Annotated in this window: 14 protein-coding genes and 2 pseudogenes; 12 read left to right on the forward strand and 4 right to left on the reverse strand. The window is 64.8% G+C overall.

Annotated elements, in window-relative coordinates; genetic code table 11:
• Positions 1 to 242: 242 nt before the first annotated feature.
• A complete protein-coding gene (locus DM995_RS00970; RefSeq protein ID WP_116968201.1) occupies positions 243 to 692 on the reverse strand; it encodes a hypothetical protein in 450 nt (149 codons plus the stop codon).
• A 45-nt stretch (positions 693 to 737) separates the two neighbouring features.
• Positions 738 to 2345: a phosphoenolpyruvate carboxykinase gene (locus DM995_RS00975; RefSeq protein ID WP_116968202.1), complete on the reverse strand. Its 1608-nt coding sequence runs from the start codon at positions 2343 to 2345 to the stop codon at positions 738 to 740.
• A 287-nt stretch (positions 2346 to 2632) separates the two neighbouring features.
• Here DM995_RS00975 and DM995_RS00980 point away from each other — a divergent pair, with 287 nt between their 5' ends.
• From DM995_RS00980 to DM995_RS22040, 7 genes and pseudogenes are all read left to right on the forward strand, one after another.
• A complete protein-coding gene (locus DM995_RS00980; protein ID WP_060980346.1) occupies positions 2633 to 3340 on the forward strand; it encodes a response regulator transcription factor in 708 nt (235 codons plus the stop codon).
• Positions 3309 to 4751 (forward strand): HAMP domain-containing sensor histidine kinase, encoded by a 1443-nt coding sequence (locus DM995_RS00985; protein WP_116968203.1) that lies wholly within the window; start codon positions 3309 to 3311, stop codon positions 4749 to 4751. The genes DM995_RS00980 and DM995_RS00985 overlap by 32 nt, the downstream gene beginning before the upstream one ends.
• A 50-nt stretch (positions 4752 to 4801) precedes the next feature.
• The gene (locus DM995_RS00990) at positions 4802 to 5236 is read left to right on the forward strand and encodes an HPr kinase/phosphorylase (RefSeq protein WP_116968204.1); all 435 of its coding nucleotides are present in this window, start codon (positions 4802 to 4804) and stop codon (positions 5234 to 5236) included.
• Between the two features lie 50 nt (positions 5237 to 5286).
• Positions 5287 to 6240 carry an RNase adapter RapZ gene (gene rapZ / locus DM995_RS00995; protein WP_031317908.1) on the forward strand — a complete coding sequence of 318 codons (954 nt, stop codon included), beginning with the start codon at positions 5287 to 5289 and terminating at the stop codon, positions 6238 to 6240.
• A gap of 105 nt (positions 6241 to 6345) precedes the next feature.
• Positions 6346 to 6756 carry a PTS sugar transporter subunit IIA gene (locus DM995_RS01000; RefSeq protein WP_023837394.1) on the forward strand — a complete coding sequence of 137 codons (411 nt, stop codon included), beginning with the start codon at positions 6346 to 6348 and terminating at the stop codon, positions 6754 to 6756.
• Positions 6753 to 7025 (forward strand): HPr family phosphocarrier protein, encoded by a 273-nt coding sequence (locus DM995_RS01005; RefSeq protein ID WP_116968205.1) that lies wholly within the window; start codon positions 6753 to 6755, stop codon positions 7023 to 7025. The genes DM995_RS01000 and DM995_RS01005 overlap by 4 nt, the downstream gene beginning before the upstream one ends.
• Before the next feature lie 19 nt (positions 7026 to 7044).
• Positions 7045 to 7638, forward strand: a pseudogene (locus tag DM995_RS22040) (TrmH family RNA methyltransferase); the annotation flags it as partial.
• On the opposite strand, the pseudogene DM995_RS22715 reads toward DM995_RS22040, so the two are convergent.
• A pseudogene (locus tag DM995_RS22715) lies at positions 7632 to 7710 on the reverse strand (LysR family transcriptional regulator); the annotation flags it as partial. The pseudogenes DM995_RS22040 and DM995_RS22715 overlap by 7 nt on opposite strands.
• 108 nt (positions 7711 to 7818) lie before the next feature.
• Between DM995_RS22715 and DM995_RS01015 the strand changes: the two are divergent.
• Together DM995_RS01015 and DM995_RS01020 are read left to right on the forward strand one after the other, a co-directional pair.
• Positions 7819 to 8967: an isovaleryl-CoA dehydrogenase gene (locus tag DM995_RS01015; protein WP_198669415.1), complete on the forward strand. Its 1149-nt coding sequence runs from the start codon at positions 7819 to 7821 to the stop codon at positions 8965 to 8967.
• 130 nt (positions 8968 to 9097) lie between these two features.
• Entirely contained in the window at positions 9098 to 10699 is a 1602-nt protein-coding gene (locus DM995_RS01020; RefSeq protein WP_116968208.1) for a carboxyl transferase domain-containing protein, read from the forward strand.
• A 107-nt stretch (positions 10700 to 10806) separates the two neighbouring features.
• Here the strand turns inward: DM995_RS01020 and DM995_RS01025 are convergent, their stop codons facing one another.
• Positions 10807 to 11136, reverse strand: coding sequence for a GIY-YIG nuclease family protein (locus DM995_RS01025; RefSeq protein WP_116968209.1), 330 nt, complete (start codon positions 11134 to 11136; stop codon positions 10807 to 10809).
• Positions 11137 to 11204: 68 nt separating this feature from the next.
• On the opposite strand from DM995_RS01025, the gene DM995_RS01030 reads away from it, so the two are divergent.
• From DM995_RS01030 to DM995_RS01040, 3 genes are all read left to right on the forward strand, one after another.
• Entirely contained in the window at positions 11205 to 13097 is a 1893-nt protein-coding gene (locus DM995_RS01030) for an acetyl/propionyl/methylcrotonyl-CoA carboxylase subunit alpha (protein ID WP_116968210.1), read from the forward strand.
• Between the two features lie 236 nt (positions 13098 to 13333).
• The gene (locus tag DM995_RS01035) at positions 13334 to 13786 is read left to right on the forward strand and encodes a MaoC family dehydratase (RefSeq protein ID WP_116968211.1); all 453 of its coding nucleotides are present in this window, start codon (positions 13334 to 13336) and stop codon (positions 13784 to 13786) included.
• 193 nt (positions 13787 to 13979) lie between these two features.
• Entirely contained in the window at positions 13980 to 15758 is a 1779-nt protein-coding gene (locus DM995_RS01040) for a DUF885 family protein (RefSeq protein WP_116968212.1), read from the forward strand.
• Positions 15759 to 15865 lie beyond the last annotated feature (107 nt).

The following is a 15865-nucleotide window of genomic DNA, read 5'->3' on the forward strand; positions in this document are numbered from 1 at the left end:
CCTGAACCTGCGCTTCGCTGAGGCCAACCTGCTTGGCCAGGCTGGCGATCTTGTCGGGCCCGCCGAGCTGGCCGACGATATTGCTGAGGAAATCCATGCTTTTGTCTCCCATGTTCGCCCCAACCCGTTTTCCGGCGGAAGCCGGAAACCAGAGCGGATGCTGTGCCATCTGACTCCTGGGCTCCGGCTTTCGCCGGAGAACGGCTCAAATTATCATCGCGAGCAAGGGCACGCCACCGGCATCAACTGGGCAGCGCCGCCAGATCTGGTAAAATCACCGCACGCCGCGCCTCGACCGAAAAAAGACGTTCGCGCGAGTAGAAACGCAGCGGCCAGTCGCGCGCGCCTTCCGGCTCTCTCAGCAGCGCGTTGACCCGTTCGACCAGCGGCACGGCCTGCTCGCAGCGCCGGTGAAACGCCGCGACACCCACCGCATAGCAATGCGTGATCGTCGCATGAAAGCCGCTGCTGTCGGTATTGGGCGTGCCGACGCTGGCATTATGCCGGCGGATGATGGCGGGAAGATCTTTCGTGACGCCAATGTCGGGCCGCTCGGCGACGAGCCAGTAGCAGGCGGCGACATGCGCCTCATGCGTCCATTCTGCGCGCGGCAGGCACGAAGCGATCAGCCGCTCGCCGAGGTGGCGAACGGCTGTGCTGGAATCGAAGAATCTTATGCTGTGGTCGGTCATGATCGGGCTTTCGGCAAGGAAGGCCCGATCGTGAACCGGGCCGGGTCAGGCGGCGACGGCCTGACGTTGCGGGGCGGCGGCGCGGACCGCCTCATCGACATGCTCTTCAAACTGCGCGAAATTGTCGATGAACTGGCCGACCAGCTTTTGTGCGGTGGCGTCGTAATCCGCCTTGTCCGCCCAGGTGCCGCGCGGATCGAGGATCGCGCTATCGACGCCCGGGACGCTGACCGGAACCTCGAAGCCGAAATTCGGGTCCTTGCGGAATTCGGTGCTGTTCAGGCTGCCGTCGAGCGCGGCGTTGAGCAGCGCGCGCGTTGCCTTGATCGGCATGCGGCTGCCGACGCCATGCTTGCCGCCGGTCCAGCCGGTATTGACCAGCCAGCAGGTGACATTGCCCTTGGCGATGCGCTCCTTGAGGAGGTTGCCATAGACCGAGGGATGGCGCGGCATGAACGGTGCGCCGAAACAGGTCGAGAAGGTCGCCGAAGGCTCGGTCACGCCGATTTCGGTGCCAGCGACGCGCGCGGTATAGCCCGACAGGAAGTGATACATCGCCTGTTCGGGGGTCAGCCGCGCGATCGGCGGCAGCACGCCATAGGCATCGGCGGTGAGGAAGATGATGTTCTTCGGCACCGGACCCAGATTGTCCTTCGACGTGTTGGGGATGAAGTCGATCGGGTACGAACCGCGGCTGTTTTCCGCCAGCGAGTTGTCGGCAAAGTCGAGCGTGCGCGTGGCCGGGTCCATCACCACATTTTCCAGCACCGTGCCGAAGCGACCGGTAGTGGCGTAGATTTCGGGCTCGGCCTCGGGCGAGAGGTTGATCATCTTGGCATAGCAGCCGCCTTCGAAGTTGAAGACGGCGGTATCCGACCAGCCATGCTCGTCATCGCCGATCAGCGTGCGGCTGGCATCGGCCGACAGCGTGGTCTTGCCGGTGCCCGACAGGCCGAAGAACACGGCGGTGTCGCCTTCGGGACCGATATTGGCCGAACAGTGCATCGGCATCACGCCCTTGGTCGGCAGCAGATAGTTGAGGATGCCGAAGACCGACTTCTTCATCTCGCCGGCATAGGCGGTGCCACCGATCAGGATCAGCTTTTCGGTCAGATTGACCGCGATCACGGTCTCGCTGCGAGTGCCATGCTTGGCTGGATCGGCGCGGAAGCTGGGCAGATCGATGATCGTGTACTCGGGGATGAAATCCGCCAGCTCTTCGGCCTTGGGGCGAACGAGCAGCGTGCGGATGAACTGGCTGTGCCAGGCGAATTCGTTGATCACGCGCACGTTGACGCGATATTCGCTCTGCGATCCGCCGAACAGGTCCTGCACGTAGAGCTTGGGCTTTTCGGCGAGAAAGGCCAGGAAATCGGCCTTGAGCGCGGCGAAATTCTCGGGCGTCATCGCGACGTTGGTCTTGCCCCACCAGACGGTGTTTTCGGTCTCGGCGTCGCGGACGATGAACTTGTCGTTGGCGCTGCGGCCCGTGTGCTTGCCCGTTGCGACGACCAGCGCACCGCCCTTGGCCAGCGAACCCTCGCCATTGCGCAGGGCCTCTTCGACCAGGGCCTCGGTGCCCAGATTCCAGTGCTGGTTGTCGGTTGCGGTAATGCCCTGATCGGCAAGGGAAACTTTGGATTTGATGGCCACTGCTGATATTCTCCCAAGTTGGTGCCGCCCCTGGCTGATCTCGCGTCCACCCGCCAGCCTTCGTCAATCCGGGACGACTCACGCCGTCTTTTATCGTGATAGGATTGTCCAAGACGTCTGCCGCCACGTCTGTCAATAGCTGCTACCGGTGTCATAACATGGGTAGTGCATTGTTGCGGATGCACACGCAAAATGCTGCGTTGCGGCATTTGCCAGATAGCTGTTTACCCTGCCGTCGGGATATGCGACCGGCAGGGCGACGCAGTTCGAGGAGGACAGGGCCGATCATGGCGGCAGTGATTGCGCTGGTCGATGACGACCGCAACATTCTGACATCGGTATCGATCGCATTGCAGGCGGAAGGCTTCGTCACGCGGCTCTATTCGGACGGGGAGACGGCGCTCAAGGCGATCGTCGACACGCCGCCCGACCTGTGCCTGTTCGATATCAAGATGCCGCGCATGGACGGGCTGGAGCTGTTGCGCCGGGTGCGCGAGCACAGCGCGGTCCCGGTGATCTTCCTGACATCGAAGGACGAGGAGCTCGACGAGGCGCTGGGCCTCGCCATGGGCGCGGACGACTATATCACCAAGCCTTTCTCGCAGCGGCTGCTGATCGCCCGGATCAAAGCGATCCTGCGCCGCGCCGAACTGATGCGCGCGCCCGAGGCGCCGAGCGACGAACCCGCCGCCGAGCCGATCGTGCGCGGGCGGCTCGAGATGGACCCGGCGCGGCACATGGTGGCGTGGGACGGCAAGAAGGTGACGCTGACGGTCACCGAATTCCTGATTCTCGAGGCGCTGGCGGCGAGGCCCGGGGTGGTCAAGAGCCGCAACCAGCTGATGGACGCGGCCTATCAGGACGATGTCTATGTCGATGACCGCACCATCGACAGCCATATCAAGCGGCTGCGGCGCAAGTTCCGCGAGGTCGATCCCGAATTTTCCGCTATCGATACCCTGTATGGCGCCGGCTACCGTTTCGCAGGAGAATAACCCGCCCACGCTGAGGCTGGGCTGGACGCGCCGGGTCTCGCTGACCTGGCGCATCCTCGCGGTGAACGTCTTTGCCATCGCGATGCTCGGCGGCGGGCTACTCTATCTCGACAGCTATCGCGAGCAGATCATCCAGGAGCGGCTCGAGCAGGAGCAGCAGAGCATCTGGCTGCTGGCGCATGCGATGGAGCGGCTGGATACGCGCGGGCGGACGGCGATGATCAGGGCGGTCAGCGACCGGTATGACTCGCGCATCCGGCTCTATGATGCGCGCGGCCGCGTCGTGCTGGACAGTTTCGCGCTGGCTCCGCCGGGCTATCGGCTGCGCGACCCGTCCGAAGAACCCTGGCAGCGTCATGCCGCGCGTCCGATGATCAGCGCGGCGATCGCGCTGCCCCGCGGCGAAGAGGTGCTGCTGACCAGCTACAATGCGCGCGACATCACCCGCATCGTGCGCGCCGAGCGGTTCAATCTGACGATGATCGTGCTGGCGACGGCGATTGTCTCGATCCTGTTCTCGCTGTTCCTGGCGCGGACCATCGTGCAGCCGCTGCGTCGCCTGGCGAGCGCTGCCGTGCGGGTGCGGCTGGGCCGCGCGCGCGAGGTGGTGGTGCCACGCCTGCCGTCGCGCGGGGACGAGATCGGCCTTCTCGCGCGGTCGCTTTCGGACATGAGCATGGCGCTGCGGATGAAGATCGACGCGACCGAGGCCTTTGCCGCCGATGTCAGCCACGAGCTCAAGAACCCGCTCGCCTCGCTGCGCTCCGCGCTCGAGGGGCTGGCCAGCGTGAAGGACGAGGGCCTGCGCGAGCAGCTGTTCGAGATCGCGTGCAGCGACGTGCGCCGGCTCGACCGGCTGATTACCGACATTTCCGAGGCGTCGCGCGTCGATGCCCAGCTCACCCGGACCCGGTTCGAGCCGATCGATCTGGGCGAGATGATCGAGAATCTGCTCGAGCTGCGCCGCTCGCGCGGACTCAACCAGGGGCGCGAGACCGCCTTTGCCCGGCCCCGGCGCGGCGTCGCCGTGGTGATGGGCGAGGGGACGCGGCTGGAGCGCGTGATCTCCAACCTGCTCGACAATGCCGTGTCCTTCTCGCCGCCCGGCGGGCTGGTGCGGATCGAGGCGACGCAGATGCGCGGGCGGGTGCTGGTGCGGGTGATCGACGAGGGGCCGGGCGTGCCGCCGAGCGAGCGCGAGGCGATCTTCCGCCGGTTCCACAGCGCGCGCCCCGAGGGCGAGGAATTCGGCCAGCATAGCGGGCTCGGCCTCGCGATCGCGCGCACCATCGTCGAAGGGCATCACGGAACGATCACCGTCGCCGATCGCGACGACGGGGCGCAGGGTGCGGTGTTCGAGATATGCCTGCCCGCCAAGGACCAGCAGGAACTGCCCATTTCCCCGGCCTGAAACCGGCGCTAACATGAGGCCAGTCCGAAAGCGGATCAGGGGGAGTGACCATGGCGCAGGGTGACAGGATCACCTATCCGGCAAGTTGCGTCAGCATCGGCGGTGCAGCGCTGCTGATCAGCGGCGAATCGGGGATCGGCAAGTCCGAACTGGCGCTGGCGCTGATCGACCGCGGTGCGCGGCTGATCAGCGACGACCACACCTCGCTGCGCCGCGAGGATGGCCGCATCATCGCCGCGCCCGCGCCCCATATCGGCGGACTGATCGAGGTGCGCAATCTGGGGCTGCTGCCCGTCGAACCGGGGCCGGATTGCCCGGTTGCGCTGCTGATCGAGCTCAACCGCGCCGCGCCGCGCTGGATCGAACGCAGCGAGCATCGCGCGCTGCTCGGCGTCGATATCCCCGAAATCCTGCTGTCGCCGGACAGCCGGGTCCTGCCGATCAAGGCCGAAATGGCATTGCAAGCCTATGGGATCAAAGGCTAGGTCACGCGTTGGTGCGGCCCGACAGGTGCGCGGCACGCCAGGGGTGGCCAATGACCGATTCCAGTATCGTGCCGGCAGGTTTGCCTGCAATCGAACCGCACCGCGTCCTGCTGGTTACCGGGCTGTCGGGCGCCGGCAAATCCACCGCGCTCAAGACGCTCGAGGATCTCGGCTGGGAGGCGATCGACAATTTCCCAATCCGGCTGCTGCCGCTGCTCATGGATACGCCACAGGCGGTGCGCCGCGACGGGCAGGAACGGCCACTGGCGATCGGTTTCGACACGCGCACGCGCGGGTTCGATCCCGGATCGATCGTGCGCCAGGTGCGCGACCTCGAGGAGCGGCCCGAATATGCGATCAGCACGCTGTTCCTCGACTGCGCAGGCCGCGAGCTGCAGCGACGCTATGCCGAGACGCGGCGGCGTCATCCGCTGGCGCAGGATCGCTCGGCCGAAGCCGGCATTGCCGAGGAGCGCGAATGGCTGCAGCCGCTCAGGCGCTGGGCGGAAAACGTCATCGATACGACCAATCTAGCACTGTCCGACCTGCAGCAGGAAATCCGCGCCCGGTTCGCGCTCGAACAGTCGCCTACCAGCATCATCATCACCAGCTTCGGTTTCGCGCGCGGCATGCCGCCCAGCGCCGATCTGGTGTTCGACATGCGCTTCCTGCGCAATCCCTATTGGGACCGGTCGCTGCGCGATCTGACCGGACTGGATGCCCCTGTCGGCGCGTTCGTCACCCAGGATCCGGCCTATCAGGGTGCGGTCGACCGGATCGTCGATCTGCTGACCTTTCTGCTGCCGCGCTATCAGGCGGCAGCCAAGGCCTATGTGCACATCGCGATAGGGTGTACCGGCGGGAGACACCGGTCGGTGTTCGTGGCGCAGGAGATCACCAAACGCTTGCAAGCAGCAGGCTTTTGTCCCACTGTCCAGCATCGCAATCTGACGTCACGACCCACGGATGCCATAGAAGAAAGCCCCGCGCCGCCGCCCGCATGAAGGCAGCGCGCCGGGCAGGGGAGAGATCGCTGAAACAGGCACGGGTCAGGGACAGACGTCGGCAATAGAGACTTCAAGCTACAGAAACTGGTATAAACATCCCCCATGATCGGTCTTATTCTCGTCACCCATGGACGGCTCGCGCAGGAATTTCTGGTCGCGATGGAACATGTGGTGGGCAAGCAGCAGCACATCGAAACGATCGATATCGGTCCCAATGATGACATGGAACAGCGGCGCGCCGATATCGCCGCCGCGATTGCCAAGGTCGATACAGGCAAGGGCGTGATCGTGCTCACCGATCTGTTCGGCGGCACGCCGTCGAACCTTGCGATCTCGCTGCTCGAAGCGGGCCGGGTCGAGGTGATTGCCGGCGTCAACCTGCCGATGCTGATCCGGCTGGAAGGCGCGCGCCGATCGATGAACGTGCGCGAGGCTGTGGCCGCCGCGCGCGATGCCGGGCAGAAATATATCAGCGTCGCGTCCGACCTGCTGGGCCAGGAAAGCGCCCAGTGAGCGAACTGACCGTGCAGATCACCAATCAGCGTGGCCTGCATGCGCGGGCGAGCGCCAAGTTCGTCGCCGCCGTCGCGCGCCTGCCCGAAACGGTGCAGGTGCATGTCAGCAAGGACGATAACGAGGTCACCGGCAGCTCGATCATGGGGCTGATGATGCTGGGTGCCGCGCGCGGCGACAGCATCACCATCCGCGTCGAGGGCGAGGGCGAAGAGGCCGCGCTCAAGAAGCTGGTCGGCCTCGTGGTGGACGGCTTCGGCGAGGACTGATCCTCGGCCCGCACGCGCCATGCCAATCCACCGCCAGCTCATCACCGGATTTTCCAACCCCGCCGTCAAGGCCGCGCGGTCTTTGCGCGAGAAAAAGCATCGCAAGCGCGAGGGACGTTTCCTCGCCGAAGGCTTGCGTCTGCTGACCGAAGCGCGCGAGGCGGGGATCGTTCCGCAAGCCTTGTGGCTAGGGCAGCAGCGCGATCCGCACCCGCTGGTTGATGCGCTCGAAGCGGCGGTGGCCGAGCGCGGCGGTACGATCTACGAGACGACGACCGACATCCTGTCCAAGATCAGCGGCAAGGACAATCCGCAGACGGTGCTCGGCGTGTTCGCCGATCTGCCGACCTCGCTCGAGGCGCTTGACCGCAACCGGTCGGGCATCTGGCTGGTGGCGCAGGCGATGCGCGATCCCGGCAATCTCGGCACCATGCTGCGCACCTGTGATGCCGTGGGCGCAGGCGGGCTGATCCTGGTCGACCAGTGCGTCGATCCGTTCTCGGTCGAGGCGGTGCGCGCCAGCATGGGCGCAGTGTTCACCGTGCCGGTGGCGCAGGCCGAATGGGGCGATTTCCTGCGCTGGCTCCGGCCCGGGCCGGGTGACGTTGCAGCTTTCCGCCGCACGGGTGAAATTGCCATGTTCGACCACGGCGAGGAAATAGCGCAGCAGATAGCGTTCGATCATAGACAGCGTCTAGGATAAACCCCTTTCAATATCAATTTTCATTGGTTGACTTGGGGCGCTAGAACCGGTGCGATCAGAGCTCCAGGAGAGGATGCCGCCATGTCCATGATGCCCGATTTCGACTTCGCGCTGGGCGAAGCCGCCGAGATGATCCGCGACACCACGCGGCGCTTTGCCACCGACAGGATCGCGCCGATCGCGGCGAAGATCGATGCCGAGGACTGGTTCCCGCTCGATCTGTGGCCGCAAATGGGCGAGCTCGGTCTGCACGGCATCACCGTGGACGAAGCCGATGGTGGCCTGGGCCTCGGCTACCTCGAGCATGTCATCGCGATGGAAGAGGTAAGCCGCGCGAGCGCCTCGCTCGGCCTCAGCTATGGCGCGCATTCGAACCTGTGCGTCAACCAGCTGCGCCGCTGGGGCAATCCGGAGCAGAAGGCGAAGTACCTTCCCGGGCTGATCTCGGGCGAGCATGTCGGATCGCTGGCCATGTCGGAAGTCGGCGCAGGATCGGATGTCGTGTCGATGAAGCTCAAGGCCGATGCGGTCGCGGGCGGATACCGGCTCAACGGCACCAAGTTCTGGATCACCAACTCGGCTTATGCCGAGACGCTGATTGTCTATGCCAAGACGGGTGAGGGATCGGGCGGGATCACCGCGTTCATCATCGAGAAGGGCATGCCGGGTTTCAGCATCGGCCAGAAGATCCAGAAGATGGGGATGCGTGGGAGCCCCACGGCGGAGCTGGTGTTCAACGATTGCTTCGTTCCGCAAGAGAACGTGATGGGCCCCTTGAACGGCGGCGTCGGCGTGCTGATGAGCGGCCTCGATTACGAGCGCGCGGTGCTGGCCGCAGGGCCGCTCGGCATCATGCAGGCGTGCCTCGACGTGGTGCTGCCCTATGTGCGCGAGCGCAAGCAGTTCGGCCAGCCGATCGGCGCGTTCCAGATGGTGCAGGCCAAGGTCGCCGACATGTATGTCGCGCTCAACAGCGCGCGCGCTTATGTCTATGCGGTGGCGCGGGCGTGCGACGCGGGCAGGACGACGCGCTTCGATGCTGCCGGCGCGATCCTGCTGGCGAGCGAGAATGCGGTGAAATGCTCGCTCGAGGCGATCCAGGCGCTGGGCGGGGCGGGCTATACCACCGACTGGCCGGTCGAGCGCTTCCTGCGCGATGCCAAGCTGTACGATATCGGCGCGGGGACGAACGAGATCCGCCGCTTCCTGATCGCGCGCGAACTGATTGGGGCGCGGTGATGCAATATTGCGCGGCCGCTTGCTCTAGCCGTCACCCTGAACTTGTTTCAGGGTCCATTTCTCCCCACACGGCTTCGGCTCATCGGGCACGATGGATGCTGAAACAAGTTCAGCATGACGGAGGTTTGCAATGACCGCGCCCGTTCTGGACACGAAAATCGACACGAATTCAGACGCCTATCGCGCCGCCTTTGCGCACAACAGCGCGTTGCGCGACGAGCTGTGGAGCAAGGTCGCCGAGGCTGCACTCGGCGGCAATGCCAAGTCGCGCGAGCGGCACACGGCGCGCGGAAAGCTGCTGCCGCGCGATCGCGTCGAGCGGCTGCTCGATCCGGGCTCGCCCTTTCTCGAGATCGGCCAGCTCGCTGCCTGCGATCAATATGACGGCGAGATCCCCGGCGCGGGCATGATCGCCGGGATCGGCCGCGTCTCGGGCCGCCAGTGCATGATCGTGTGCAACGACGCCACGGTAAAGGGCGGCACCTATTATCCGATGACGGTGAAGAAGCATCTGCGCGCGCAGGAAATTGCCGAGGCCAATCGGCTGCCGTGCATCTACCTCGTCGACAGCGGCGGCGCGAACCTGCCGCACCAGGCCGAGGTCTTCCCCGATCGCGAGCATTTCGGCCGCATCTTCTTCAACCAGGCGAACATGAGCGCCAAGGGCATCCCGCAGATCGCCTGCGTGATGGGCAGCTGCACCGCGGGCGGCGCGTACGTCCCCGCGATGTCGGACGAGACGGTGATCGTGCGCAACCAGGGCACGATCTTCCTCGCCGGGCCGCCGCTGGTCAAGGCCGCGACGGGCGAGGAGATCAGCGCCGAGGACCTCGGCGGCGGCGACCTGCACGGGCGCAAGTCGGGCGTGGTCGATCATGTCGCGGAGAATGACGAGCACGCGCTCACCATCGTGCGCGACATCGTCTCGCATCTGGGGCCGATCCCCAAGCCGAACATCGACCTGCGCGATCCGCGCGCGCCGAAATTCGATGCGGAAGAGCTGTACGGCATCATCCCCTCGGATGTCCGCGCGCCGTACGATGTCCACGAGGTGATTGCGCGGCTGGTCGACGGCAGCGAGTTCCACGAGTTCAAGGCGCTGTACGGCAGCTCGCTGGTCTGCGGCTTCGCGCACATCTGGGGCACGCCGGTGGCGATCCTGGCGAACAACGGCGTGCTGTTCAGCGAGAGCGCGGTCAAGGGCGCGCATTTCATCGAGCTGGCCTGCCAGCGGCGCATTCCGCTGCTGTTCCTGCAAAATATCAGCGGCTTCATGGTCGGCGGCAAGTACGAGGCGGAAGGCATCGCCAAGCATGGCGCGAAGCTGGTGACGGCGGTGGCGACCGCGAGCGTGCCCAAGGTCACCGTGCTGATCGGCGGCAGCTTCGGCGCGGGCAATTACGGCATGTGCGGCCGCGCCTATTCGCCCCGTTTCCTGTTCACCTGGCCCAATGCCCGCATCAGCGTGATGGGCGGCGAGCAAGCCGCATCCGTGCTCGCGACCGTCCACCGCGACGCGGACAGCTGGACGCCCGATCAGGCCGAGGCGTTCAAGGCCCCGATCCGCCAGAAATACGAGGACGAGGGCAACCCCTATTACGCGACCTCGCGGCTATGGGACGACGGCATCATCGACCCCGCGCAGACGAGGGACGTGCTGGGCCTCGCCTTCGCCGCGTGCCTCAACGCTCCGGTCGAGGAGGCCCCCCGGTTCGGGGTGTTCCGGATGTGATGGGACACGCGCACTCCCAATCCTCCCCGAGCTTGCTCGGGGAGGGGGACCGCCCGCGCAGCGGGGGGTGGATGGGAAGCGCACACCCTCGTCACCCTGAACTTGTTTCAGGGCCCATTCCGCCTGCCGCGCGGCGGAAGGGGATCAAAGCCCAAGCCCACCGCCAGGTCCACCCAATGCGGGTTGTCGCTCTCGATCAGGTTGATCTTCCACTGGCGATGCCAGCGCTTGAGCTGCTTCTCTCGCTCGATCGCGCCTTCCATCGTGTCGAACAGTTCGAAACGGACGAGGCGGTGGACATGGTAGCGCGACGTGAAGCCCTTGAACTCACCCGTCCGGTGCTGGTGCAACCGACCGATCAGGTTCGACGTGACACCGATGTAGAGCGTTCCATACGCGTCGCTGGCCAGAATGTAGACGCACGGTTGCCTGTCCATCAGGCCCTTAACAATGCCGCACCATGGACCCTGAAACAAGTTCAGGGTGACGGAAGAGGTCATGCCCCATGCTGAAATCCCTCCTCATCGCCAATCGCGGCGAAATCGCTTGCCGGATCATCCGCACCGCGCGCGCCATGGGCATCCGCACCGTCGCGGTCTATTCGGACGCCGACGCCAAGGCGCTGCATGTGCGTCAGGCGGACGAGGCGGTGCATATCGGGCCGTCGCCGGCGCGCGAGAGCTACCTGGTGGGCGAGAAGATCATCGCGGCGGCGAAGGCGACCGGCGCGGAGGCGATCCATCCGGGTTACGGCTTCCTGTCCGAGAACGCCGAATTCGCCGAGGCCGTGATCGCCGCCGGGTTGATCTGGGTCGGGCCGAAGCCGGACTCGATCCGCGCGATGGGTCTCAAGGACGCGGCGAAGAAGCTGATGGACGCCGCGGGCGTCCCCACCACGCCGGGCTATCTGGGTGAGGATCAGTCGCCGGAGCGGCTGGCGGCCGAGGCCGAGCGGATCGGCTATCCGGTGCTGATCAAGGCGGTCGCAGGCGGCGGCGGCAAGGGGATGCGCAAGGTCGATGACGCGTCCGGTTTCGCCGACGCGCTCCTTTCGTGCAAGCGCGAGGCGGCGGCGAGCTTCGGCAATGATGTCGTGCTGCTGGAAAAATGGATCGAAAGCCCGCGCCATATCGAAGTGCAGGTGTTCGGCGACTCTCACGGCAATGTCGTCCATCTGTTCGAGCGCGATTGCTCGCTGCAGCGCCGCCACCAGAAGGTGATCGAGGAAGCCCCCGCGCCGGGCATGGACGAGGCCACCCGCGAGGCGGTGTGCGGCGCGGCGGTGCGCGCGGCCAAGGCCGTGGATTATCAGGGCGCCGGCACGATCGAGTTCATCGCCGATGGCTCCGAGGGCCTGCGCGCCGACCGGATCTGGTTCATGGAAATGAACACCCGGCTGCAGGTCGAGCATCCGGTGACCGAGGAGATCACCGGCGTCGACCTGGTCGAATGGCAGCTTCGCGTGGCGAGCGGCGAGCCCATCCCGCTCCAGCAGGAAGAGCTCAGCATCAATGGCTGGGCGATGGAAGCGCGGTTGTATGCGGAGGACCCGGCCAAGGGGTTCTTGCCGAGCCCCGGCTTGGTAGAGCATCTGCTGTTTGATTATGATGCCCGAATTGACAGCGCCGTGGCTGAGGGCGACCGGGTCAGCACCTTTTACGATCCGATGATTGCCAAGCTGATTGCAAGCGGTGACACTCGCGAACAAGCTCGTCGATCTTTAATGGAGACGTTGAACCGGGGCTATGTTGGGAAGCTGAAAACCAACAAGGGCTTTCTGTTCCGGTGTCTTGCTCTTGATGCTTTTGCATCTGGACAAATTGACACCGGGCTGATTGGTCGGTGCGGTGAAGAGCTGGCTGCCCGACCTTTGCCGAGCGATCTGGTGCTCCAGACCGCAGGAAGGCGCTTCCGACAAGAGCAGCTTGATTGGTACAACTTCGTCGATTTAACCCACAACGAAGATAACTTTGGCTTCCGGTTGAACGCGTCGGCACGGTACAAGCTGTCGTTCTATGAAGACGGTGTCCGGTACGATTGCGTTGCAAAAAATGCTGACACAAGCACAGGTTTGGCCTCCGATCTTCGGGACGATGTGGTCATCGTTACCGATCAAGGGGAAAGCTATTTCTTCTCGCAGCGCTCGACAGTAGGTGCGGCGGGCGGCGCTTCCTCCTCCGGCTCTATCCTCTCCCCCATGCCGGGCAAGGTGATCGCGGTGGATGTCGAGGAGGGTCAGGCGGTGACCAAGGGGCAGAAGCTCCTGACGCTCGAGGCGATGAAGATGGAGCATTCGCTCGTCGCGCCGTTCGATGGCGTGGTGGCGGAATTGAACGCCAGCGAGGGCGCGCAGGTGCAGGTCGAGGCGCTGCTGGTGCGGATCGAGGCGGTGGAGTGAGGTGCCAATACCTTCTTCCTTGAGGGGAGAAGGATACGGAGCCTTGCTGACGCAGTCAGCTAGGCGCAGTTGGATGAGGGTGAGGCGGGGGTGCGCTGCGCTGGTGTTGCTGCCCCCTCTCCCAGCTTCGACTAGGCAGCGAGCTGCCAAGTCTTCGCAACCCTCTCCCTCGGAGGGGAGAGGGAGGGCGCAGCCCTCTCCCATCGAGGGAGAGGGGTAGTTGAGGTAGAGAACCCATGGCAGGACGATATTTCGACGAATGGCAGGTCGGCGACCGGATCGAGCATGAGATCCGGCGCACGGTGACCGAGACCGACAATCTGCTGTTCAGCACGATGACGCACAATCCGCAGCCGCTGCATCTCGATGTCGAGGCGGCGAAGGCGAGCGAGTTCGGGCAGATTCTCGTCAACGGCACCTTCACCTTCAGCCTGATGGTCGGGCTGTCGGTGGGCGATACGACGCTGGGCACTTTGGTGGCGAACCTGGGCTATGACCGGCTGGTGATGCCCAAGCCCGTGTTCATCGGCGATACCATGCGCGCGACCAGCGAGGTGACCGAGCTCAAGGAATCCAAGTCGCGGCCCAATGCCGGGATTGTCACCTTCACGCACGAACTGATCAACCAGCGCGACGAGGTGGTGTGCCGGTGCCTCAGATCGGCGCTGTTGAAGCGGAAAGGCACTTGACCCGTTCTCCGGCGAAAGCCGGAGCCCAGGAATCAGGTTGCGCGACATCGCTATGGACTGCGGCTTTCGCCGGAGAACGGCAAGGGCGTTGAATTTCAATCCCCTGCCGCATTTCGTATACTGATCGCTTGACCTGCCGCACCGGCCAAAGTCTAATGCGGCCCATATACTTACGGCAGTCCAAGGGGTCATCATGCGCGCATCCATCCTTCTCGCTTCCTTGCTGCTTGGCGTGGCGAGCGTCCCCGTGATGGCGCAGGACGCCGCGGCGGCACCCGCCGCCGCCAAGCCCGCGCCGGGCCCGATGGATGCGAAGCTGCGCGCGCTCTACGAGGCCGAATGGGACTGGCGGCAGAAGGAGAGCGCGCAGATCAAGGAGGGCAATCGCTGGGTGCAGGGCGACCGGCTGACCAGCGAGACCGCCGCCGATCAGGCGCGCAGGCTCGCCTATTGGCAGGATGTGCTCAAACAGCTCGACGCCATCCCGATGGACCAGCTCTCGTCCGAGGAGCAGGTCAACGCCGCCGTGTTCCGCCAGTCGGTGTGGGAAAATGCCAAGGGCATCGAGTACAAGACCTATGAAGCTCCGTTCAACAGCGACACCTTCTTCTGGGGCGGGCTGAACCCGCGCCAGGGCTATTCCAACGCCGCCGGCTACCAGCGCTATCTGGGGCGGATGCGCGACCTGCCGCGCTATTTCGACGAGAATATCGTCAACATGAAGGCCGGGCTGAAGCGCGGCTATACCGTGCCGCGCGTCGGCATCGAGGGGCGCGACAAGACGATCGAGGCCTATACGGTCGCGGGCGAGGCCAATCCGTTCTATGATGCCTTCCGCGTGATGCCGCAGAACATCCCGCCCGCCGAACAGGCCGCGCTGCGCGCCGAGGCACTGAAAGCGATCGAGACGTCTGTGGTGCCCGCGTACACCAAGCTGCTCAGCTTCATGCGGGCCGAGTACATGCCCCGGGCGCGCACGACCATCGCCGCCTATGCGCTGCCCGATGGCAAGCGTTTCTACCAGGACCAGATCAAGGTCTTCACCACGCTCGATCTGACGCCTGAGGCAATCCACGAGATCGGCCTGAAAGAGGTCGCGCGGATCGATGCCGACATGCAGAAAACGATGCGCGAGACCGGGTTCAAGGGCACCTTCCCCGAATTCCTGAAGTTCCTGCGCACCGACCCGCAATTCTATGCGAAGACCCCGCGCGAACTGCTCGGCGCGGCGGCCTATACGGTCAAGAAGATGGACGGGAAGCTCAAGGAGACGTTCAACTTCCTGCCGCGTTATCGCTTCACCGTGCTGCCGGTGCCCGATGTCATCGCGCCGATCTATACCTCGGGGCGCGGCGGGCTCGATAGCTGCCTGTTCAACACCTATGACCTGCCGCAGCGGCCGTTGTACAACATCCCCGCGCTGGCGCTGCACGAGTGCAATCCGGGGCACAGCTTCCAGGCGGCGGTGGCGTTGGAAGCGCCCGACCGGCCCGAGTTCCGCCGCCAGACCTATTTCTCCGGCTATGGCGAGGGCTGGGGGCTGTACACCGAATGGCTGGGATCGAAGATCGGCATCTACGAGACGCCCTATGAGGAATTCGGCCGCCAGACCTTCGAGATGTGGCGCGCGGTGCGGCTGGTGATCGATACCGGCATCCACACCAAGGGCTGGACCCGGAGCCAAGCGATCGACTATCTCGCCAGCCACACCGCGCTCGCGCCGCGCGATGTCGAGACCGAGGTCGATCGCTATATCTCCTGGCCTGCCCAGGCGCTGGCGTACAAGCTGGGCGAATTGGCGCTGCGCAAGATGCGCGCCAAGGCGGAAGCCGAGCTGGGCAGCGCGTTCGACCAGCGGCCCTTCCACGATACCTATCTGATGCTGGGATCGGTGCCGCTGCCGGTGATGGAGCAGAAGATGGAGGAATTTATCGCCGCCGAGAAGGCGAAGCTCGCCAAGGCGGGGAAGTGAGCCTCTTCATTTATCATCCCGTCACCCCCGCGAAGGCGGGGGTCCCGCTTCCTTCTCAACCCGTGGCGCACAAGCGGGATTCCCGCGTTCGCGGGAATGACGGGGGA

The sequence above is a fragment of the Blastomonas sp. UPD001 genome (assembly GCF_003426715.1).
Lineage (GTDB): Bacteria > Pseudomonadota > Alphaproteobacteria > Sphingomonadales > Sphingomonadaceae > Blastomonas.